Source organism: Verrucomicrobium sp. BvORR106, assembly GCF_000739655.1.
Taxonomy (GTDB): Bacteria; Verrucomicrobiota; Verrucomicrobiia; order Verrucomicrobiales; family Verrucomicrobiaceae; genus Verrucomicrobium.
In genome coordinates, this window is sequence record NZ_BATR01000036.1 from 1 (window position 1) to 20,790 (window position 20,790).

Consider the following 20,790-nt stretch of genomic DNA (forward strand, 5'->3'; position numbering starts at 1 on the left):
GCCTCGGCCAACTATCGTCGCGTGGTGGAGCTGGTGCAGGGCGGGGCCATTGGTCCAGTGCGCGAGGTGCATGTGTGGGTGTCACGCGCCTGGGGCATGCAAAGCAAGGCGGAGGCCGAGGCCAACGGTGACCTCTTTGTGAAGGCGGGCCTGCTGGACTATATCGACAAGATGCCCACCGAGGCCAAGCCTGTGCCGCCACAGCTTGACTGGGATCTCTGGATCGGACCCGCTCCCATGCGGCCCTATCACGACATCTATTTCCCCGGACCGCGCTGGTATCGCTACTGGGACTTTGCCAATGGCACCATGAGCGACCTCGGCAGCCACTGGAACGACCTTCCCTTCTGGGCGCTGAAGCTGGACCATCCCAAGACCATCTCCGCCGACGGTCCCGCTCCGCATCCGGAGCTGGCTCCGGCCAGCATGTCTGCCACCTATGAGTACGGAGCCCGTGGTGACTTGCCACCGGTGAAGCTCACTTGGTATCAGGGCTCACTGAGGCCCCAGCTGCTGAAGGACAAGAAGATCCCGGAGTGGAGCAATGGCGTCCTTTTTGTCGGCGATGGCGGCATGCTCCTCGCCGACTATGGCAAGTACCTGCTCCTGCCAGAAGACAAGTTCAAGAGCTTTACCGCGCCAGCTCCTTCCATCCCCGCGAGCGTGGGGCATCACAAGGAGTTTGTGGAGTGCGCCTCGGCCGGTAAGCCAGCCCTGTGTGACTTCAGCTACAGCGGTCTGCTCACGGTGGCCAACCACCTTGGCGGCGTGGCGTATCGCAGTGGCAAGAAGATCACCTGGGATCCGGTCAAAGGCGTCACCGATGACGCTGGTGCCAACAAGTTCCTCCAGCGCGAATATCGCGCGGGTTGGAAGCTGTAGAAGAGATTCTTTCTGGTCTGGGTGCGAAGCAAAAACTGCTTCGCACCCAGCTTTGTCCATGGCAGAATGGACGGACTGGAAGGTTTGTTCATGAAGAAATCATCCCCGCCCCCCGCTACTCCGGCCCGCAGCAAGAAACGGAAATCCTGGCAGGAGAAGCTCGACCATGACAATGGGCTGCCCAAGGTCATCCAGATGGAAGGGCGGCTGGAGAAACAGTTTGGTCCCGGGACCATGGTGGTGCCCGCACCTCGTGCGGTGGATGCCAAGATGAAGAAGGTGCCGCTGGGCAAGCTGACCACCATCGAGGCCATCCGCGATCGCTTGGCCTCAGATCACAAGACGACCACCGCCTGCGGTATCACCACGGGCATTTTTGCCTGGATCGCCGCGCACGCCGCAGCAGAACTGGAGGCCGATGGTGCCACTGAGGCGAAGGTCACCCCTTATTGGCGGACGCTTAAGACGGGCGGCGAGTTGAACGCCAAGTACCCGGGCGGTGTGGAGGCACTGCGGGAACGATTGGAAAACGAAGGCCACGAGGTTTACCAGAAGGGCAAACGCTGGCTGGTGAAGGGGTATGAAGAGCGACTAGTGAGGTTGTAGGGGAGTGGAGACACAAGATGCAAGATCTGAGTGGGTGAGTGGAAGGGCGTCAGGATGTTCTTTACTCGAACCCGCAGGCGAGTGCCTTGACTTGAGAAGCTGCTGGCATCGCCAGGAAGCTCAGATCACCTCCCTTAGGGTCTGGCCCCTCCTCACTGAAAACTCAGCGTCAATCCGTTCCTGCCATACCGCAGACTGGTGCCGGCGGGTTGGGGAATACGGCTCGCATCCTGAATCTCGATCTGCCGGTCGGGACCGGTGACGGGGGCGCTCCGGCGGTCGGTGAGATAGATGGTGGTCTTCACCGGGGTCTTGATGCGCAGGTCTGATTCCGGGGCTCCGAAATTACAACTCTCAAACACGCAGTTCTTCGTGGCGATGAGCACGCTCTCCGGAATGCGGCAGTTGATGAAGCGGCAGTTCTCGATGGACAACCACGAGCGCTTCACTTCGTCGCCTGCGTCCTTCTGATAGAGAAGCGGGGAGAAGTCCACCTCGTGAAAGGTGCACTGGTTCAGCTTGATGCCGATGTCGATGACCTTCCAGGGTTGGATGAAAGAACCGGCAAACACACAGTTGTCGAAGGTCCACTTGCTGGAGAAGTAATCACCAAACCAGTCGCCTCCCTTTCCAAGGCGGCAGTTGGAGAAGAGGGAATTCGTGGCCTTGAAATCGGCACCCCACTCTGCGGTGATTTTCACGTTGGTGAAAAGCGTGCCGGTGGCCGTCCAGGATCCTCTTTCGATGAAGGCCGAGCCGCCGGTGATTCGGGCACCTGGCAGCGTGAAGAACCGGCCCGCGGTCTTGGCTTTGGGGTCCACGGGGTCTGGTCCGCCCAGAACGAGATGCTTCTTGGGGCGATAGTCTCCGGCCGGGAACGTGATGCGGCCGATCATCCGTTCTTCGCGATCCAGGAACGCCTGCGTGGCCTGGACGACGGGAATGCGTGATCCATTGACGCGGAATGGACGCCCATTGAAATCGGTGCCGGAATAGGTGGCGAGATCCTCGGCGAAATGGAGATGCGCCTCAGTGTTGTTGGAGCGACCGGTGACTTTCAGCAGGACATGCCGCCGACCGAGCACCTGCCATTGCACTCCCAGATTCTGTTCGTCCCAGGAGGGGCAGACGACCTTGCCCCCGGCATGGAGTTCAATGGCTTCATCACTCTGGCTGCGCCAGCGCCAGACGGTGTCGCTGAGGTATTGCTGGAGTTTCCCTTCCTCGCCGCCCAGCGTGGGCGCGACGGGGGCGGGAGTTACCGGGACCTGAGCGGCGGCGTCAGGCATGACGGGCGCGGTGCTGGCCAATGCAGGGGCCGCGGCTGGCTCCGGCTGGCTCAGACTGGCTCGCACGATCTCACGACGCCGGCGCACCTCGCCAGCACCAGCTTCTTGTCCGGGCTGGGCCAGCTCCTGTTCATAGGCCGCAAGGACGTCGTCATACTTTTGGGACAAGGTGCGCTGGGTTTTGGCGGCCTCGGTTTCAATTTGGCCCAATGTCGTCCGATAGATCCGGCGCAGGTCCTTGAGCCCGCTGGTGATTTCGGGGCCGTCTTCGGCTGACAGTGGCTGGTTTTGTGAAACCCGGGCCTTTTCGGCGTTGAGGGCGGCGATCTCTTGAGGCGTGGCCGTTCCTGCTGCGGCGTTGATCATGGCCCGATCCAGTGCAGCCAGGAACTTGCTGTTGAGGTCTCGCAGTGCGGCTTCTTTGACCTGGGTCACGTCCCGCTGCACGGCGCTTTGGAATTGTGTTTCCAGCCCGGTCAGGCGGTGAGCGACTTCAGGGGGGATGACGGGTGCAGGCGTCGGAACCGGCGAGGGCGCAGCTGGGGCCGCTGCGGTGGAGCTCGCGCTTTCCGAGGTCACCGTGGCAGGTGGTGACCCGTCCGTACCTCCAGCAGTCGACCCCGCGTCGTTCTTGCCGTTCAGCACGTAGAATCCCACTGCGCCTGCGACGATGATCCCCACGGTCAAGACGCCCCACGGGAGCGAGCTGCTCTTGGGCTTGGTACGGGCCGCCGCCGCTGCAGCCTGCTCGGCACTGGCGCGGAAGGGGGCAGGTCTGGGGCTCTGCGCCTTGGCCACGGGGACGGTGAGGATGTGATTGAGATCTTTGCGGAAGTCTGCCGCCTTCTGATACCGGGCCCCGGGCTCATGCTGCATGGCCCGCTTCACGATGGCATCCAGCCGCTTGTCCAGACCGGGCACCACCTCACTGGGTGAGGGGTGCAATCCACGGGGCACCTCGCCGGTGAGCATCTCATACAGCATCACACCCAGGGAGTAGAGGTCGGCACGTCCGTCCGCCACCACCCCCATCTGCAGGGACTCTGGAGCCACGTAGTCTGGCGTGCCCATGGTCACGGTGCTGTGGGCTTCGTCCCCATCCTGGGTGGAATGTTTGGCCAGACCGAAGTCGGCCACCTTCACGCGGCCCTCCATGTCCACCATCACATTCGCGGGCTTGATGTCGCGATGCACAATGCCGTGCTCATGAGCATAGCTGAGTGTGTCGCACACATGGGCCGCGATGGAGATCGCATGCACGGGCTCCAGCTGCCCCTTCTGGAGCAGCATCTTGGAGACGTCCGTACCTTCCACGAACTCCATGACGATGTAGAGCAGACCGCCCGGCATTTCGCCGAAGTCGAAGACGGCGATCATCCCCGGGTGCATGAGCCTCGCCATGAGCCGGGCTTCATTGCGGAAGCGCTGAGCATACTCTGCCTCATCTTCCCAGAGGCCGGAGGGGAGTACCTTGATGGCGACCAGCCGGTCCAGGGAGTTCTGCCGGGCCTTGTACACAGCTCCCATGCCCCCCTGGCCGATGAGTTCCAGCACTTCGTAGCCGTGCAGCGTCTGTTGCAGGGAAGAAGGTGAGGGCGCTCTCCAGTGGGGACCACTGGAAGAGGATGCGGAATATGAAGAGCCAGACATGAGGGGGGCGTGATTTAACCTGAGGCTATGGCGCAGCCCCTTTTTCCTTCAACAGTACTTTGTGCAAAATGTCGCGCAACTTCGCCTCTGTCTCAGCGGGAACTCCCGGCTTGGCCAGTGCCGTCTCCAGATCCTGCTTGGCCCCGCTGACGTCCCCCATGGCGATGCGCACGACAGCGCGCATTCCCAGCGCGTCCAGCACTCGCGAGGGCTCGGCGCCTTTTATCTCCAGGATGCGGGTGAGATCCTCCTGCGCCTCAGAGTGGTTCCCTTTGTTGGCCCGGATCGAGGCGCGAAAGCCGTAGGCAGTCCCCAGAAGTTCGGGAGAAACATTCTTGGACTGGATGATGGCGGTGAAGTCGTTCTCCGCCTCGGCAATTTTCCCGATCTTGAAAAGGGTCAACCCCCGGTTGTTCAGCGTTTGGTGACGGCGAAGATCGCCGAGTGCCGGCGACGCCAGAGCCTTGTCCATCGACTCGATTGCGGCTGTCTGCTGACCGCGGCTGATTTCGACAGTCGCCAGCACCGTGTAAGCTTCCGCGACAATATCGGCGGGCACATCCTTCATGGACAGGATCTTGCCGATGTCCGCCTCTGCTTCGTCCGCGCGATTGGATGTTGCCCGAATGTAAGCCCTTTTCACCAACGCCGCCGCCGCATACTCGACCGGGGGGTTCTCAAGGAACAGCAGTTCGGTGAAGTCGAAGCTCGCCTCGCTCATTCTCCCCTTGTCGCCATAAGCCAGACCCCGCTCCATCAGGGCTTTTCCCCTGTTCTTCACAGAAATGTCCTTCATCTTGAGCGTTTGGGTGAAATCCAGAATCGCCTTGTCCTTCTCACCTGTCGCCGACTGGACTGCGCCCCTCGTGTTCAGGAGGCCGGCTTGGAGGTTGGCGGTCAGACCAGGCAGCTCCAGGGCCCGGTCGAGATCCTTCAGCAGCTCCTTCACCCGGCTTTGATGGTTGAAGATCGCAGCCCGCATCATCAATGCCGTGGCCTTGAATTCATTGGAGACCGCTACGTCGGCGAGGATCTTCTCCAGGGCCTCCGATCCCTCCTTCTCCTTTCCGGTGTGGATGAGATTCCCCGCCTCGCGCGCTTTTAGAGTCAGTTCCGGCGGACTGTTCAAGCCCAGATAGAACTCGGCAAAGTCGCGAATCTCCACCATTTGGGCGGGCAAAGACTTTGTCGCTCCGAGAAACACCGATGGCAGCAACACCACGAAAATCATGCGGATTCGAAGGGGGGCTCGCATGAAAGGCATTCTAAGCTTTTTTCGACTGCGTTGACAATCTAAGGAATGCGCGGCCGCCTGCCGGGCGTGGAAAAACCATTGCCTCCCCGGACTTTACTGGGGTACACTTTCTTTCACCGGTGCAAACACCCGGATAAACGCATGAAACACTCCATGAAGTGGTCGGCGGCGATATTTGCCGCGGGCCTGGTGCTGTGCAGCCCTGCCGCTGCGGAACAGAAAGAAAAAGGGGCGGCGACAGCTCCCGCCACCAAGACAACCCCGGCGGCTGCGGCCGAGAAGGAAGCCAAACCGAAGAAGGACACCTACCCGCTCTATGGGGAAGTGGTCTCCATCAATGCCACCACGCTGGTCATCAAGGGCGGGGTGGACAAACCCAACCGGACCTTTGTACTGAACAAAGACACGGAGATCGTGGACGGCGACAAGGCCGCCAAGGTCAGCGATGTGAAAGTCGGCCATTGGGTAGGTGGCCTGATCAAGAAGACGGAGAAGGGCGATGATCAACTGCTCAAGCTCAATGTGGACGTGAAGCAGAAGGAGGCCAAGGCGGCGGAGCCCGCGGCGACTGGTGCGAAGGCCCCCGACAAGAAGAAGCCTTAGCCCGCTTCGCGGGAGACACCAGACTGCCAGACGCCAGACATCAGACTTGAGGTCAGGGGCGGAGCAGAGTTTTCCTGAATGCTAACTCGTCAGTTGCGTTACCCGATGCTTCCAATACCAGGCTAAAGCCCGGCACTACTTTCAGCTGCCGCGTGCGGCGTAGTCCGGTTGTGCCAACCGGCTTTGGAAGCGGAGGGGACGAAAGTATTGAGGCGGTGCGATGTCATAACCGTCTGCTGCGTCAGGGGTGGCGCGTCTGACCGGGACAGGAATGTCCCTAGCTCCCTTTACTGACCGCAGGATTGAGTGCCTTAGACCGGCTCCTGAGTCCAGGCCGCCTTCCATCCGCCCCCAGACCTCAAGTCTGATGTCTGGAGTCTGGCAGTCTGGTGTCTCCACTTCAATGCGCTCCTGCTGGTGCAGGTCCGGTGGCCTTGCGCGTCAGGAAGATCAGAGGGATCATCGCAAACAGCAGGAGGGAGGCGACGTGGAAGCTGTCGTTGTAGGCCATGATGTAGGCCTGTTTGCGAACGCCGAGGTCAAGCAGCCCCAGGGCGCGGGACTGGGCGGTGACGGCGTCGAGGCCCTGGTTCATGAAATTCTGCGCCATGGCGGTGAGCCGCTCATTGGTGAGCGGGTTGTAGGTGCTGATGGCCTCGCCCAGATGGTGGGAGTGGAAGTGCTCCCGGTTCGTCAGCAGGGCGGAGAGCAGGGCTATGCCGATGGACCCGCCCAGGTTGCGCAGCATGTTGAACAGGCCGGAGGCGCTGGCGGCCTGCTCGGACTCAATGCCGCCTGTGGTGATGAGGGAGAGCGGGACGATGGTGCAGGTGAGCCCGATGGCGCGGATGATTTGCGGCAGGACGAGCTGGTCATGGCCGGTGTCGGCGCTCATGCCGCTCATGAGGAGGGCGCTGAGGCCGAACATGCCGAGCCCGAAGGCCACCACCACGCGCTTGTCCACCCACTGCATGATCTTTGGGATGAAGGGCATGACCACGAGCTGGGGCAGGCCCACCCACATGAGCGTGCGGCCGATCTCCAGCGCGTTATACCCTTGAATCTGGGCCAGATAGAGCGGGAGCAGGTACATCATGCCGTACAGGCAGAGACCCACGACAAGGTTCACAATGCAGCCGAGGAGGAAGTTGCGGCGGGAGAAGAGACTGAGGTTGACGGCCGGAGTGCGCTTCCGCTTCACAAGAGAAAGGATGACAAACACCGGGAGGGTGATGGCGGCGATGATGGCCAGGGTGGTGATGAACTCAGAACCGAACCAGTCCTCGCGGGTTCCTTCCTCCAGGAAGACGGTCAGAGAACCCAGACCCACAGCCATGAAGGCCATGCCCCACCAGTCGCCTTTCTTTAGCAGCGACAATTTCGCGGGCGTGGAGTTCAGGCCGTAGCCGATGGCGCTGATGAGGATGATGCCCGGTACCAGGTTGAGGTAGAAGATCCAGGGCCAGGAGTAGTTCTCTGTGATCCAGCCGCCGATGCTGGGTCCGATGGCCGGGGCGAACATGGCGGAGAGGCCGAAGAGCGCGAAGCCCACCGGCTGCTTCTCCGCAGGCAGCATGATCATCACCATGGTGGAGGCCATGGGAATGAGGGCCCCGCCGGTGAAGCCCTGAAAAGCGCGGAAGGCGATCATGCTCTCCAGGTTCCAGGCAAAACCGCAGCACATGGAAAAGACGAGGAAGAGCACGCTGTTCCACATGAGGTAGCGGCGCAAACCGAAGACCTGGGCCAGCCAGCCGCAGAGGGGAATGACGATGATCTCCGGCACCAGGTAGGCGATGGAGATCCAGGAGCCCTCATCCAGCGTGGCTCCGATGCCGCCCGTGATGTTTTGCAGGGAGGAGTTGGAGATCTGGATGTCGAGCACCGCCATGAACGCGCCGAGCAGGGCGCCCAGCACGGCGATCCAGTTGCGCAGTGACGTTCCGGGGTTCGTGGAGTCACGTGCGCCTGTCTGGGGCAGGGTGGCGGTCGCGTTCATGGCGGGAAGTGTCCGGAGTTTTCAGGTTCAAGCTTTCAGTTTTCAGCACTCGGTGGCGGCACTGGGAGCTGCTGGTTCACTTGACCTTCACGGTGGCGATGGCGGAGAGGCCGGGGGCGATGCGGTCCTGGTTGGCTTCGGCGTTGGCGTTGTGATCGAAGGTGATCTTCACCGGCACGCGTTGCACGATCTTGGTGAAGTTGCCCGTGGCGTTGTCAGGAGGCAGCAGGCTGAACTTGGCGCCCGTGCCGGGGGCAAAGCTCTCCACCCGGCCTTCGAAGCGCTGGCCTTTGATGGCGTCGATCTTGATCTCCACCGGCTGGCCAGCCTTCATGGTGGCGAGCTGGTTTTCCTTGAAGTTGGCCACCAGCCAGTGGTCTGGGGAAACAACTGCCAGCAGGGCCTGGCCGGGTTGAATCTGCTGGCCTACTTGGAGGGTGCGCTTGCCCACCTTGCCGGCGGCGGGGGCCCGCACGGTGGTGTAGGAGAGTTGCAGCTCGGCATCGGACACCGCGGCCTGGGCGTGGTGCTGACCCGCCTTGGCCACGGCGAGGTTGGCTTCTGCCGTTTTTACACCAGCTTCACCAGCCTGACGGGCGGCTTGGGTGGAGGCGTGACTGGCCTGGGCGGCCACGTAGGCAGCCTTGGTGGCGTCGAAATCCTGGTCAGAGATGGCCTTGCCGGAGAGGTTACGCAGCTTCTGGGCGCGCTCGAAGTCCAGCCGGAACTTCTCCAGTTGGGCAGCACTGGCGTTGACCTGGGCTTCGGTCTGGGCGCTGGTCGCTTGGGCTTGGGCCAGGGCGGCTTCTGCCTGGGGCACCTGGGCGGCGGCTTGTTCCAGGGCGGTGCGGGCGGACTGGAGCTTCATCTCGTAGTCACGAGGATCGAGCTGGGCGACGGGTTGGCCTGCCTCGACCTGCTGGTTGTCCTCCACCAACACGGTCTGGATGTTGCCCGCCACGCGACTGCTCACGGGGTGCACGTCCGCCTCGATGAAGGCGTTGTCGGTTTCCACAAACTGGGCGGCGTAGTGCAGCCAGAAGCCGACGGTGGTCGCCACCACCAGCAGGATCGGCAGCCCGATCAAGAGGGGCTTGCGGCTGCGATGGCCGGTGGATTGAGGCGGCTTGGGCTCCGATTCCGCTGGGGTCGTGGTTTGCGGGGCGGCCGCTCCGTTGTGCTCCACTTCGGGGGCCGGAGAAAAGCCCCGCTTGGGAAGCTCATTAAGGCTGATGACTCGACTGCTCATAGGAAAAGGTTCTGGGGTTGCACCCGGAATCTCCTTCACCGCCGTACCTCTGGACATGACTTGTTTCCTTTGCGCGTGATAGGAAAAACCTATAAGCTCATTCTATGGAACTCCGGCATTTGCGTTACTTTGTGGCGGTGGCGGAAGCCCTGAGTTTCAGCCGGGCGGCCACAAGGCTGAGGCTGGCGCAGCCTTCCCTGAGTGCGCAGATCCGCAATCTGGAGGACGACTTGGGATTCCAACTGCTGGAGCGTGATCGCAATCGAGTGGCTCTGACCGATGCCGGGACGGTGTTCCTGAAAGAGGCCCGACAGGTGCTGGCGCGGGCGGACAAGGCGGTGGCACGGGCAAGGGAGGCCGCCGAAGGGAAATCGGGTGAGTTGCGAGTCGCCTCGATGGGCCCGCTCACCTTCAACTTTCTTCCTACCTGTCTGACGCGGTTGCATGCGGAACTGCCGGCCGCTAAGGTCAATATCACGGAGATGTCCGCCTCGGATCAGCTCACCCAGGTGGCTTCAGGGCGCGTGCATCTCGGCTTTGTGCCCGCCCCGTTCCCCAGCCTGGCCGCGGGGAAAAAGCTCGCGGCCCAGCTGATCTTGAAGAGTCCTCTGGCCATCGTGATGTCCACGGGGCACCCACTGGCCTCGCAGAAGAGCATTCGGCTTCATGCGCTGGAGGACGAGACTTTTGTGCCCATTACGATGTTCGGCACGGACGCCCAGCGGATCTGGAGCCAGGAGGTCTGCCGGAAGTCGGGCTTTCTCCCGCGCTTCGGTCCAGCCGCATCCAGCCCGGACAATCTGGTCACCCTGGTGGCAGCCGGCAGCGGGGTGGCTTTGATCCCGAAGATCGCCGAACGCATGAGCTCACCCGGATGCATCACCGTGCCCGTCGCGGACAAGGGGCTGCGGTATGAGCTGTATGCGCTGTACGATGACCGGTTTCCCTCCGTGTTGCGGGACCGGTTTCTCGCCATCGTCACAGAAGAGGCCGTGACGGTGCAGGCGATCCTGGAGAGCAATGGAAGCGTGACGGCACCGCACTAGGGAGTGGGATTTGGGGGGGGCGGGTCAGGGACAGGGCAATGTAGTCACAGTCCCGCTGACCAGCGCCAACGACGCCAGGCTAAAGCCTAGCACTACTTTCAGCTGCCACGTGCGGCGTAGTCCGACGGTCCCCGTCGGCTGTGGGAGCGGAGCGCACGAATGGGTCCGTCGATACCGGCCATACATCGCGACAGACTCCGGCCGACCGCGCCACAAGATACGCTTTCTCGCGACCCTTCAGGCCGCCATGCAAAAGCCGCGCCCCTACCCAGGGTCTGCGTCCACTTCGTGGCCTTCGCCCCTGGGCTGAGCTCTTTGGGCCCTTCAGGCCCGGAGCGCTTCGCGGGTGAAACAAGACATCAGACTTGAGCTGGCGCATAAGAGAGCACCCTCAACGAAGCGGTCAGTAAAAGGAGCGAGGGACATTCCTGTCCCGGTCCCGTGCAAGCGTCCCAAGACGCCGCAATTTGCGTGGGCTTCTCTACGCGAGCGCCAGCTCAGGTCAGGCTTCTCCTGCACAGCGGCGGAATGTCCCTCCCTCCTTTTGCTGATCGCCAGTCTGGAAGCCTAAAGGAGGCGGGGGTTCCCAGCCCCGCGTTGGAGCGAAGGTTTGGCGCGTTGCCTTCATGACTGTCGAGTTGCCGCATTGGACTCAGAGCGCACGTTCCTCGGGCGTACTGATTGGCTGAGGCAGCCGAACTCCTTTCAGGCTGCCGCCGCGGGCGTAGTCCGACGGTCCCCGTCGGCTGTGGGAACGGAGCGATGCAGCGTGTTGGGCGATGGGACATGATGAGGTCTGCGGCGTCAGTCGCGGACCAAAGTAGTATAGAGCTTTAGCTCGTCATTCGCGCTGCTGAGCACAAACAACAACGAGCTAAAGCTCTGTACTACGTTTGCTTACCGCCTCCGCCCCCTACCCCAGCACGGGCTTCAGGAACTTACCGGTCCAGCTGCCTTTCACCTTGGCCACCTCTTCCGGGGTGCCCAGGGCGATGACCTTGCCGCCGCGTTCGCCGGCCTCGGGGCCGATGTCCACGAGGTAGTCTGCCTCGGCAATGACGTCGAGATGGTGCTCGATGACGACCACGGTGTGTCCTTCGTCCACAAGGCGGTGCAGCACCTCGATGAGGCGGCGCACGTCGTGGGCGTGGAGGCCGATGGTTGGCTCCTCGATGATGTACAGGTTGCGCTTGTCGGTCTTCAGGCCTCGCATCTTCTCGGTGACGGTGCGGCCCTGACCGGCGTTGAGTTCGGTGACGAGCTTCAGACGCTGGGCTTCGCCGCCGCTCAGGGTCGGGCTGGGTTGCCCCAGTTGCAGGTAGCCCAGGCCGGTGTCGGCGAGCAGTTGCAGCGGACGGGCAATGCGCGGGATGCTGGCAAAGAAGTCCGCCGCCTCGGCAATACTCATGCGCAGCACTTCGCCGATGTGCTTGCTGTTGAACTCGACCTCCATGGTGGCGGCGTTGAAGCGCAGGCCGTGGCAGACCTCGCAGTGCACGCGGGTGGTGGGGAGGAAGTTCATCTCCACCTTGATCTCCCCGTTGCCCTGGCAGGTCTCGCAGCGCCCGCCCTCGGTGTTGAAGGAGAAACGCCCCGCCTCATAGCCACGGGCACGGGCCAGTGGCACCTGGGCGAAGAGCTTGCGGATGTCGTCTAGGACGCCCACATACGTGGCCGGGCAGGAGCGCGAGCTCTTGCCGATGGGGGACTGGTCCACCTCGTACACGGCGGCGATCTGGTCGGCGTTCAGCACTTCCTTCCAGGTGCGCTCCTCATTCTTCTTCTGCTTGGTTTTGGAAATCACGGCCTGCACGGCGGGATGCAGACAGCCGCGGATGAGGGAGCTCTTGCCGCTGCCGCTCACGCCGGTGATGACAGAAAGGCGGCTGAAGGGCAGGGCCACATCCACATTCCGCAGGTTGTTGGCGGTGGCCCCCTTGAGCCGGAGCCAGCCGGTGGGGGAATTCCGGGCCGGAAGCTTGCGCCGCTGCCCGTGCAGCGGGTGCTTCATGACATCCTTCAGGGCACGGCCGGTGGCCGAGGCCGGATTGGACCGGATGTCCTCCAGGGTGCCCATGGCGGTGATCTCCCCGCCAAAGCGCCCGGCACCAGGTCCGAGGTCGATGATGGTGTCCGCCCGCTTCATGGTCTCGTCATCGTGCTCCACAATGAGCAGCGAGTTTCCTTTATCCCGCAGGGCCAGCAGGGTGTTGAGCAGGTTCTCGTTGTCACGCGGATGGAGCCCGATGGTGGGCTCGTCCAGGACATAGAGCACCCCGCGCAAGTTTGAGCCCAGCTGGGACGCCAGGCGGATGCGCTGTGCCTCCCCGCCGCTCAGGGTGTCGGCGCTGCGGTTGAGCTGCAGATACCCCAGGCCAACCTCCTGCATGAAGCGGAGCCGCTGGGTGATCTCCTTCATGATGTCCCGGGCGATCTCTGCCTGGATGCCGCTGAACTTGAACTGGGAGGCAAGCTCCCCGCCGCGTTCGGCAGAGAGGCAGACGATCTGCTCCATGCGCACCCCCTTCACCTCCACCGCGCGAGCCACGGGGTTGAGGCGGCTGCCGTGGCAGGACTCACAGGGGACGAGGGCGTGCTCCTCGCTGGCGAACTTGCGCTCCTCCTCCATCTCCGCCTCCAGCAGGGAGACGTCGTCGCGGCGGTGGTCCAGGTTCTCCGTGGCGGGGCGGAAGCCGAAGCCGCGGCAGTCGCGGCACCAGCCGTGCGGGCTGTTGAAGGAGAAGAGGCGCGGATCCAGCTCCTCAAAGGACATGCCGCACTGCGGGCAGCTCATCTCCGTGTTGAGCACGTGGGTGGTCTTGTCCGCCAGCAGCACCTTGATCGTGCCCTTGCCCATCTTCAGCGCCTTTTCGATCACCGGGCGCAGCGCGATGGCGGAGGCCTTCTTGTCCACCTGGCCGAGCACGGCGTCGATGGTGTGTTCCTTGAACCGCTCCAGGCGCTTGAATCCGGCGGTCTCCTTGAACTGACCGTCCACCAGCAAGGTGGTGATGCCCTGTTTGGCGGCAAACTCCGCCACATCCGTGTGGAAGCCCTTCCTGGCTTTCACCAGCGGGGCGAGGATGTGCACCTTGCCCTTGGCGGCCATGGTCTCCACGGAGCGGACGATCGCCGCCACGCTCTGCTTCTCCACCGCCACGTTGCAGTTCGGGCAGAACTGGGTGCCCACCTTGGAATAGAGGAGCCGCAGGAAGTGATAGACCTCGGTGACGGTGGCCACAGTGCTCTTCCCGCTGCCGCGGGAGACGCGCTGCTCGATCGCGACGGTCGGCGGCACTCCGGAAATGAGGTCCACGTCCGGCTTCTCCATCTGCTCCACAAAGGTGCGGGCATAGACGGACATGCTGTCCAGGAAGCGGCGCTGACCTTCGGCAAAGACGAGGTCGAAGGCCAGGGATGATTTCCCGGAACCGCTCAGACCGGTGACCACGACCATCTTGTCGCGCGGGATGTCGAGGTTGAAGTTTTTGAGGTTGTGCTCCCGGGCCCCGCGGATCGCGATGGTGTTGGGCGCAGCCTCCACCGTCGTGCTTCCATACTTGGGTGAGGCTTCCTTGAGGGAGGCAGCGCGTTTAGCGGCGGCTCCGGATCCCTCCAGCACCTCGCCGAGATAGCGTCCGGTCCAGGAGGCGTCGCATGCGGCGACCGTCTCTGGCGTGCCTGTCACGACCACGTTGCCACCGGTCGCTCCGGCTTCCGGACCCAGGTCGATGACCCAGTCCGCGCACTTGATGACCTCCATGTTGTGCTCGATCACCAGGATGCTGTGTCCTTCATGAGTGAGGCGTTGCAGCAGCTTGAGGAGGAGGGCGATGTCGTCGAAATGCAGCCCTGTGGTGGGTTCGTCCAGGAGGAAAAGGGTCTTGCCCTGGGGATCATCGCTCTCGGCCAGGCCCTGGGTATCCAGCAGGTGGCCAATGAGCTTGAGCCGCTGGGCTTCACCGCCGCTCAGGGTGTTGAGTGGCTGGCCGAGCCGGAGGTAACCCAAGCCCGCCTCCACCAGCATGTTCATGGAGGCCACCACGGCCTTGGCCCGGCGGGACTCCAGTGCGCCGAAGAATTCCGCCGCCTCCTCAACCGTGAGGCTCAGCACCTCGTGGATGTTTTTTCCTCGAAGCCTGAGCCTGAGCGCATGCGGCTGGTAGCGCTTGCCCTCGCACTCCGGACAGGTCACGTACAGGTCGCTGAGGAACTGCATCTCGATCTTCTCGAAGCCGTTGCCCCAGCAGCGCTCGCAGCGGCCGTCTCCGCTGTTGAAGCTGAAGAATCCGGCGGTGACGCCTTCCGTCTTGGCATCCTCCGTATCGGCAAAGAGCTGACGGATCTGGTCAAAGGCACCCACGTACACGGCTGGTGTGCTTCGCGGGGTGCGGGCCAGCGGGCTCTGGTCCACCATCACCACCTGGCCGACCTTGTCGCCGCCTTCGATGGCTTTCACCTTGCCGGGCTCGTCCTCGATCACCTCCCCGCGCTGGCGGAGCAGGTTGCGGTAGAGCACGTCATGCACCAGCGTGCTCTTGCCGCTGCCGCTCACGCCCGTGACGCAACACATCAGCCCCAGGGGCACGTCCACGCTTACATTCTTAAGGTTGTGCTGCCGGGCGCCTACGATGCGCAGGTTCTGGCCCTTCTTCACCGGGCGGCGTTTGGCGGGCACGGGGATGCTCTTGCGGCCAAAGAGGTAATCTCCAGTGAGCGTGCCTGGCGTGTCCTGCAGGGCGGTCAGCGGGCCGTGGAAGACGAGCTCGCCCCCTTTCTCGCCACGACCGGGTCCGATCTCCACGAGGTTGTCCGCCGCATGCATGACGGCCTCCTCATGCTCCACCACGAGCAGGGTGTTTCCTTTATCCCGCAGGCCTTCCATCACGCCGATGAGGCGGCCGATGTCCCGGGGATGGAGGCCGATGCTCGGCTCATCCAGGACAAAGAGCGTGTTCACGAGCGAGGCACCGAGGCAGGTGGTGAGGTTCACACGCTGCAACTCCCCGCCGCTCAGGGTGCGCGTCTGGCGGTCCAGGTCCAGATACCCCAGGCCGGCGCGCTCCATGTAGCTGAGGCGGGAGACGATTTCATCCCGCAGCATCTTTACCGCGCGATCGCCGTCCGGGACTTCCAGTGTCTGGATGAAAGGCGAGAGATCGCTCACTGGCGTCTTCCAGAACTCCGCCAGGGACTTCCCGCCCACGCGGAAGTACGCGGCCTCTTTCTTCAGACGCCCGCCTCCGCAGGCCTCGCATTCCGTGTAGGCGCGGTAGCGGCTCAGGAAGACGCGGACGTGCATCTTGTAGGCGCGGCTTTCCTGCCACTTGAAGAACCCGCGCACGCCGTACCATTCACCATTGCGGTGGGCTTCTTCAGGGTCGCTGTTGTCGCCTTCGATGAGCCAGCGCTGCTGCGGCACGGGCAGCTCGTTGAAGGGCGTGTTGATGTTCACCTTCGCGGCCTTGGCGCATCGCTCCAGGTCGTCCTGGCACTCGCTGTAGGTGTCACCTTGGAAGGCCCGCACCAGCCCGCCCCGGATGCTCAGGGTCTCATCTGGCATCGCCTTGCCCATGTCGAGCCCCAGAGTGCGGCCAAAGCCACGGCAACTGGGACAGGCTCCGATGGGGTTGTTAAAGCTGAACAGTCCTGGTGTGGGCTCCGGCAGCTTGAAGTCGCAGTCGGCGCACCGCCAGTCGGTGGAGAAGCTCAGCATCTCCGGTTTCCCGGCAGCGTCTTTGCCAGAGCCGGTCAGCGACACGCTCACCTGCCCCTTGCCGTGACGCAGCGCGACCTCGATGGCCTCCGTGAGACGCGGTTTGTTGGCGGGTTCCAGGACAATACGGTCCTGCACCACATGCACCATGGCGGGCAGCTTGCGGCCCTTGAGATTCTGGGGCTCGTCGGTGCGGAACACTTCGCCGTAGATCAGGACGCGCACATAGCCCTGGGCCTGGAGGAAGCTGAAGAAGTCCTCAACAACGGTGTCTGCGGGCACGGGCACGCCAAAGAGCAGAAGGGAGGTCTTACCCGTGTGCGCATGCAGCAGCGCATGGAGAATGCTTTCTGGTGTCTCCGGGCGGACCGGGCGGTGGCACTCCGGGCACTCGCCCACGGCCAGCCGCGGGAAGAGCATCTTCAAGTAGTCGTTGATCTCCGTGATGGTGCCGACGGTGGACCGGGTGGAGCGGATGTTGTTGACCTGCTCAATGGCGATGGCCGGCGGGATGCCGTGGATGGCGTCCACATTCGGCTTGTCCATGCGCTCGAAGAACTGGCGCGTGTACGGTGAGAAGGTCTCCACATACCGGCGCTGGCCTTCCGCGTAGATGGTGTCGAAGGCCAGGGAGGACTTCCCGGAGCCACTGGGGCCGGTGATGACGTTCAGCTTGCCCAGAGGGAGGTCCAGGTCGAAGCCCTTCAGGTTGTTTTGCCGCACACCCCGGATGTGGATGAAGGCATCGGTCGGCGCAGCAGCGGGAGAAGGCTCGGCAGGGGCGGCTTTTTTCTTGCGGGTGGACATGGTGGTCGCGAGGCAGGCGGGCGTGCGGAAAAGAGAAGGGCGGGGGACAAGATCCAGCCAATCCGATTCGTGCGCCAGCGGCGGTCGGGTGCATCGGAATGGTGTTTATTTGACCACCTATGGTGCCTTTAGCCGGGATTGGCGGCGGCGCAAGGGGAGAGAAGGGGGGAGGGGCGAGGAAGTGGCCGGTTGTCGTTTGTCGGGATTCCTTCGTTTAAGCGCGAGCCAGACCGCCGAAACACCTTCGGAGTAAGAGTTCATCCTTCTGTTACCCAACGTAGACTCGCTGGAAGCTCGTCAACGTTGGGCTTGTGGCCGCATCCTCTTCGAGGAAGGGCTTCTCGACGGAGGATGGGGAATTGGCACAGCGGAGGTCCTTGGCGGTCGCTCTACAGCCAAGAGGATGTGCACTTCCAACCTGCCTCTGGCATTGCCAACGACATTCTGTTTGTAGTACAAACTTTTTGATGCTCAGTTCGTGTTACGCCAGATCGACAGAGCAAAAAGTTTGAAATACGAACAGCTGCCAACAGCGCTGGCAGCTCTCAGGTCTGGCGTCTGGCGTCTGGCGTCTGGCAGTCTGGTGTCTTCCTACTCATCCGTCCTGAACGGCTGCGCGGGCAACCCATCCTGATTGAACAGATTCGCCCAAGGGAACTGGTAGCTCCAGGCATAGCGCACAGCCTTCGGCGCAGGCACGGTCGGGCTGGAGACCACCACCTCATTGCCTTCAATGACTGCGTCTGCCCAGACGAACTTCTTGTCCTCACCTGCGATCAGGAACCCCTGAAGCTGGGGCGCGTGTTTCACCGCCAGCCCCTTTCCCACATGAGTGTAGCGAATGCGGACTTTATTACCCTGAACCTCATGCCCTGCATAGAGCGGGCCGTAGATCTCCTGCTTCTTCCCGTACACAGCCGCCATGGCGGTCTGAGCACCGCGGGCACCGTAGCCGGACTTGTTCACGGGATGCACACCCGGACCCAGATCCGTGCTCGTGACCATGAACGTGTTGGGATTGTTCATGATCTTCAAATGCGCCTCATAGGAGTAAGTCGCGTCGGGTGGGAACGGCAGCGTCTTGGGCTGGGGCGCAAAGGCGTTGGCCTTCGCCGTGACCGGATTCGTCGGGTCCCAGGCCGGGCTGCCGCCACTGGGCTTCTGCACGTAGAGGAACGGGAAATCTCCCTGGCCCCAGTCCTTGCGCCAGCCCTTGATGAGCGCCTTCATGAGCGTCACCTGATCCACACCAGTGATGGCGGTGCGGCTTTCCCCCTGATCCCAGAGCACTCCCTTGATGCCGTAGCCGACGTAGGGGCGGATGAAGGATTCAAACAGATTGCCCACCTTCCCGTTGATGGGCTCTCCCGCTGGAGAAACCGCCTGTGGATTCTTGGGCCCGGGCGGCGGTTGTTTGCCTTCTTTTTTGGCCGCGTCTGCCAGAGGTTTCCACACCGCGAACTCCTCGTCGTACTTCGCCTTCAGCGTGTCGTACTTGGCCTTCTCCGCGGGGTAGTCGTAGGTTTCCGCGAACTTCTTCGCCACCGCCGCACACTCCGCATCGGCGCGGTACATCTCCTCACTGAGCCAGAAGCCCGAGGGCGTCCCACCGACGGCACCCACCATGAGGCCCACGGGAACATTGAGCTCCTTCTGCAAAGGATGACCGAATGAGAACAACATGGCACTGAAGGCCGGGATGGTGCCAGGCGTGGCCACCTGCCAGGAATCGCCCGCGCCTTTCTTCAGGAGGCGGAGGTTCGGATAGGTCTGCTTGGCCGCTTCCGCCAGCACCGCATCATCCTTCGTGTAGCTGGTCACTGGCATGTCCATATTGGACTGGCCAGAGCCCACCCACACGTCTCCCACCAGCACATCATCGATCTTCTTGTCGCCGATCATCAGCACGTCCGGCCCGCCGGGCTTGAGAGCATCCAGCCTGACCGACCACTTGCCCGCCGCATCCGCCTGGGTGGTTTTTTCCTGATTCCGGAACCTCACCACCACCTTCTCCCCAGGCGACGCCGTGCCCCAGATGGGGACTGCCATCTCGCGCTGAAGCACCATGTGCGGGGTGAAGACCTTGGAGAGCTTGATCTCGGCGGACAAGCCAGAGGCGCTGGCGAGCAAAACCAGCGTGGGGAGAAGGAAACGGTTCATGAGGGGAGCAAGTGAGCAGTTTTCCCCATACGCAGGCGGCCCCGGCTTTCGTTCAGCCGTGCCCCAATCCGCCGTCATGATGCGACGGAATCGTCACCCACCCCCGCTTTCACGCTTGGGGAGGCCGGAGTTAGGAACGCGGTTCATCCTCAACCCATCCACTCATGAAGCACTCCCGCTTACTCCAAGGGCTGGCAGTCACCGGACTGTTCGCCCTGCCGATGCCTGCCATCCAGGCCGCCAACTTCACCGTCAACGCCGGCGCGACGGACAACACCGCCAAAACCCTCGCTGCTGGTGAAACAGGCACGGTGCAGGCCACCGGCACCCTCTCCATCAGCGGCGGCACCACGGCCGTCGGCATCACCGGCACGGGCATCGCAACCCTCAACAACAGCGGGACGATCTTCCAGACCGGCACGGGACGCGGAATCGACAACACAGGTGGTCCCAACGTCGCCACGATCAACATCACCAACAGCAGCACCGGGACGATCAAAACCCAAAACGGAGACACCATCCGGGTGAACGTGGGGGGCTCCAAGATCACGCTCGACAACTACGGGGCCATCGAGTCCATCCTCGGCAACCAGGCGCTCGATTTCAACGCGATCACCACCGGCCAGGCCATCATCAACAACTACAGCTCGGGCACCATCAAGTCCACGGGCGAAGACGCCATCCGCGCCGGCACGAACGCCATCATCACCAACCAGGGCCTCATCCAGGCCACGCCGGTGGCCGCGCTGGACGACAACGACTTCACCCAGGCCAGCGGCAGCGACGGCATCGATGTGCGAGACAAGACGGGCGTGCAGATCACGAACTCCGGCACCATCTCCGGCCGCCACGGCATCACCGGCGGCGAAGGCGTCAACATCACCGTGAACATCACGAACCTCGCTGGCGGCAAGCTCATCGGCGTGAACGGAGCGGGCATCAACATTGATGAGTTCGGCTCCGTGGTCACGGTCAACAACAGCGGCACCATCACCGGCTCCTACGATACCCAGTACCAGGTGGGCGATGGCGACGGCGTGGATGTGGATGGCATCCTCCACCTCACCAACAGCGGCATCATCCGCGGCATCGGCGCCGGCGGGGTCAATGACAGCGACAACCGGCCCAACAACGCTGAAGGCGTCTCCATCGGTGGCGGCACCATCGTGAACCTCGCGGGCGGCCAGATCATTGGCGAAAACCCCACCAACACCGGAGCAGCGGGCAACGGCATCCTGGTGGACGACTCCAGCGGCGGCAATGCCCTCAGCGCCACTAGCATCACCAACAGCGGCCTGATCCAGGGCAAAAACGGCTACGCCATCAAGATCATCGGCACCTTTGGCGACACCCTCATCAACAACGCCGGTGGCGTCATCCAGGGCGCTGCAGGCGTGACCACCATCGAGACCGGCGGTGGAGCCGACATCATGACCAACCGCGGTACCGTGATCAGCGGCGGCAGCAAGGCCATCGATCTCGGCGAGGGCGATGACAGCCTCGCCATCCTCGGTTGAGCAGCGGCCAT

Annotated in this window: 10 protein-coding genes and 1 pseudogene; 5 read left to right on the plus strand and 6 right to left on the minus strand. The window is 62.8% G+C overall.

Annotation, left to right across the window (positions count from 1 at the left end; genetic code table 11):
* Together BV106_RS05875 and BV106_RS05880 are read left to right on the plus strand one after the other, a co-directional pair.
* A pseudogene (locus BV106_RS05875) lies at nucleotides 1-882 on the plus strand (gfo/Idh/MocA family oxidoreductase); the annotation flags it as partial.
* A 90-nt stretch (nucleotides 883-972) separates the two neighbouring features.
* Nucleotides 973-1,488, plus strand: coding sequence for an MGMT family protein (locus BV106_RS05880; RefSeq protein ID WP_051945229.1), 516 nt, complete (start codon nucleotides 973-975; stop codon nucleotides 1,486-1,488).
* Nucleotides 1,489-1,640: 152 nt separating this feature from the next.
* On the opposite strand, the gene BV106_RS35095 is transcribed toward BV106_RS05880, so the two are convergent.
* Both BV106_RS35095 and BV106_RS05890 read right to left on the minus strand, forming a co-directional pair.
* Nucleotides 1,641-4,427, minus strand: a complete 2,787-nt coding sequence (locus BV106_RS35095) for a serine/threonine-protein kinase (RefSeq protein ID WP_081891541.1) — start codon at nucleotides 4,425-4,427, stop codon at nucleotides 1,641-1,643.
* A gap of 25 nt (nucleotides 4,428-4,452) precedes the next feature.
* The gene (locus tag BV106_RS05890) at nucleotides 4,453-5,682 is read right to left on the minus strand and encodes a hypothetical protein (protein ID WP_265595376.1); all 1,230 of its coding nucleotides are present in this window, start codon (nucleotides 5,680-5,682) and stop codon (nucleotides 4,453-4,455) included.
* 141 nt (nucleotides 5,683-5,823) lie between these two features.
* On the opposite strand from BV106_RS05890, the gene BV106_RS05895 reads away from it, so the two are divergent.
* Complete coding sequence (locus tag BV106_RS05895; RefSeq protein WP_038161941.1) at nucleotides 5,824-6,285, plus strand: hypothetical protein; 462 nt, start codon at nucleotides 5,824-5,826, stop codon at nucleotides 6,283-6,285.
* 400 nt (nucleotides 6,286-6,685) lie between these two features.
* Here the strand turns inward: BV106_RS05895 and BV106_RS05900 are convergent, their stop codons facing one another.
* Nucleotides 6,686-8,284 (minus strand): DHA2 family efflux MFS transporter permease subunit, encoded by a 1,599-nt coding sequence (locus BV106_RS05900; RefSeq protein ID WP_038161944.1) that lies wholly within the window; start codon nucleotides 8,282-8,284, stop codon nucleotides 6,686-6,688.
* A 76-nt stretch (nucleotides 8,285-8,360) separates the two neighbouring features.
* A complete protein-coding gene (locus BV106_RS05905; RefSeq protein WP_265595377.1) occupies nucleotides 8,361-9,533 on the minus strand; it encodes an HlyD family secretion protein in 1,173 nt (390 codons plus the stop codon).
* Between the two features lie 104 nt (nucleotides 9,534-9,637).
* Between BV106_RS05905 and BV106_RS05910 the strand changes: the two genes are divergently transcribed.
* On the plus strand, nucleotides 9,638-10,579 hold the full coding sequence (locus BV106_RS05910; RefSeq protein ID WP_051945216.1) for a LysR substrate-binding domain-containing protein: 942 nt from the start codon (nucleotides 9,638-9,640) through the stop codon (nucleotides 10,577-10,579).
* Between the two features lie 913 nt (nucleotides 10,580-11,492).
* Here the strand turns inward: BV106_RS05910 and uvrA are convergent.
* Both uvrA and BV106_RS05920 read right to left on the minus strand, forming a co-directional pair.
* Nucleotides 11,493-17,102, minus strand: a complete 5,610-nt coding sequence (gene uvrA, locus BV106_RS05915) for an excinuclease ABC subunit UvrA (RefSeq protein WP_081891543.1) — start codon at nucleotides 17,100-17,102, stop codon at nucleotides 11,493-11,495.
* 591 nt (nucleotides 17,103-17,693) lie between these two features.
* A complete protein-coding gene (locus BV106_RS05920; protein ID WP_038161946.1) occupies nucleotides 17,694-19,262 on the minus strand; it encodes a sialate O-acetylesterase in 1,569 nt (522 codons plus the stop codon).
* Nucleotides 19,263-19,426: 164 nt separating this feature from the next.
* Between BV106_RS05920 and BV106_RS05925 the strand changes: the two genes are divergently transcribed.
* Nucleotides 19,427-20,779, plus strand: coding sequence for a hypothetical protein (locus tag BV106_RS05925; protein ID WP_051945219.1), 1,353 nt, complete (start codon nucleotides 19,427-19,429; stop codon nucleotides 20,777-20,779).
* The last annotated feature ends 11 nt before the right edge of the window (nucleotides 20,780-20,790 follow it).

Excerpts from the sequence above, each read along its gene's own strand:
- BV106_RS05880 (WP_051945229.1), top strand. The coding sequence starts at position 973 with ATGAAGAAATCATCCCCGCCCCCCGCTACTCCGGCCCGCAGCAAGAAA.
- BV106_RS35095 (WP_081891541.1), bottom strand. The coding sequence starts at position 4,427 with ATGTCTGGCTCTTCATATTCCGCATCCTCTTCCAGTGGTCCCCACTGG.
- BV106_RS05890 (WP_265595376.1), bottom strand. The coding sequence starts at position 5,682 with ATGCGAGCCCCCCTTCGAATCCGCATGATTTTCGTGGTGTTGCTGCCA.
- BV106_RS05895 (WP_038161941.1), top strand. The coding sequence starts at position 5,824 with ATGAAACACTCCATGAAGTGGTCGGCGGCGATATTTGCCGCGGGCCTG.
- BV106_RS05900 (WP_038161944.1), bottom strand. The coding sequence starts at position 8,284 with ATGAACGCGACCGCCACCCTGCCCCAGACAGGCGCACGTGACTCCACG.
- BV106_RS05905 (WP_265595377.1), bottom strand. The coding sequence starts at position 9,533 with ATGAGCAGTCGAGTCATCAGCCTTAATGAGCTTCCCAAGCGGGGCTTT.
- BV106_RS05910 (WP_051945216.1), top strand. The coding sequence starts at position 9,638 with ATGGAACTCCGGCATTTGCGTTACTTTGTGGCGGTGGCGGAAGCCCTG.
- uvrA (WP_081891543.1), bottom strand. The coding sequence starts at position 17,102 with ATGTCCACCCGCAAGAAAAAAGCCGCCCCTGCCGAGCCTTCTCCCGCT.
- BV106_RS05920 (WP_038161946.1), bottom strand. The coding sequence starts at position 19,262 with ATGAACCGTTTCCTTCTCCCCACGCTGGTTTTGCTCGCCAGCGCCTCT.
- BV106_RS05925 (WP_051945219.1), top strand. The coding sequence starts at position 19,427 with ATGAAGCACTCCCGCTTACTCCAAGGGCTGGCAGTCACCGGACTGTTC.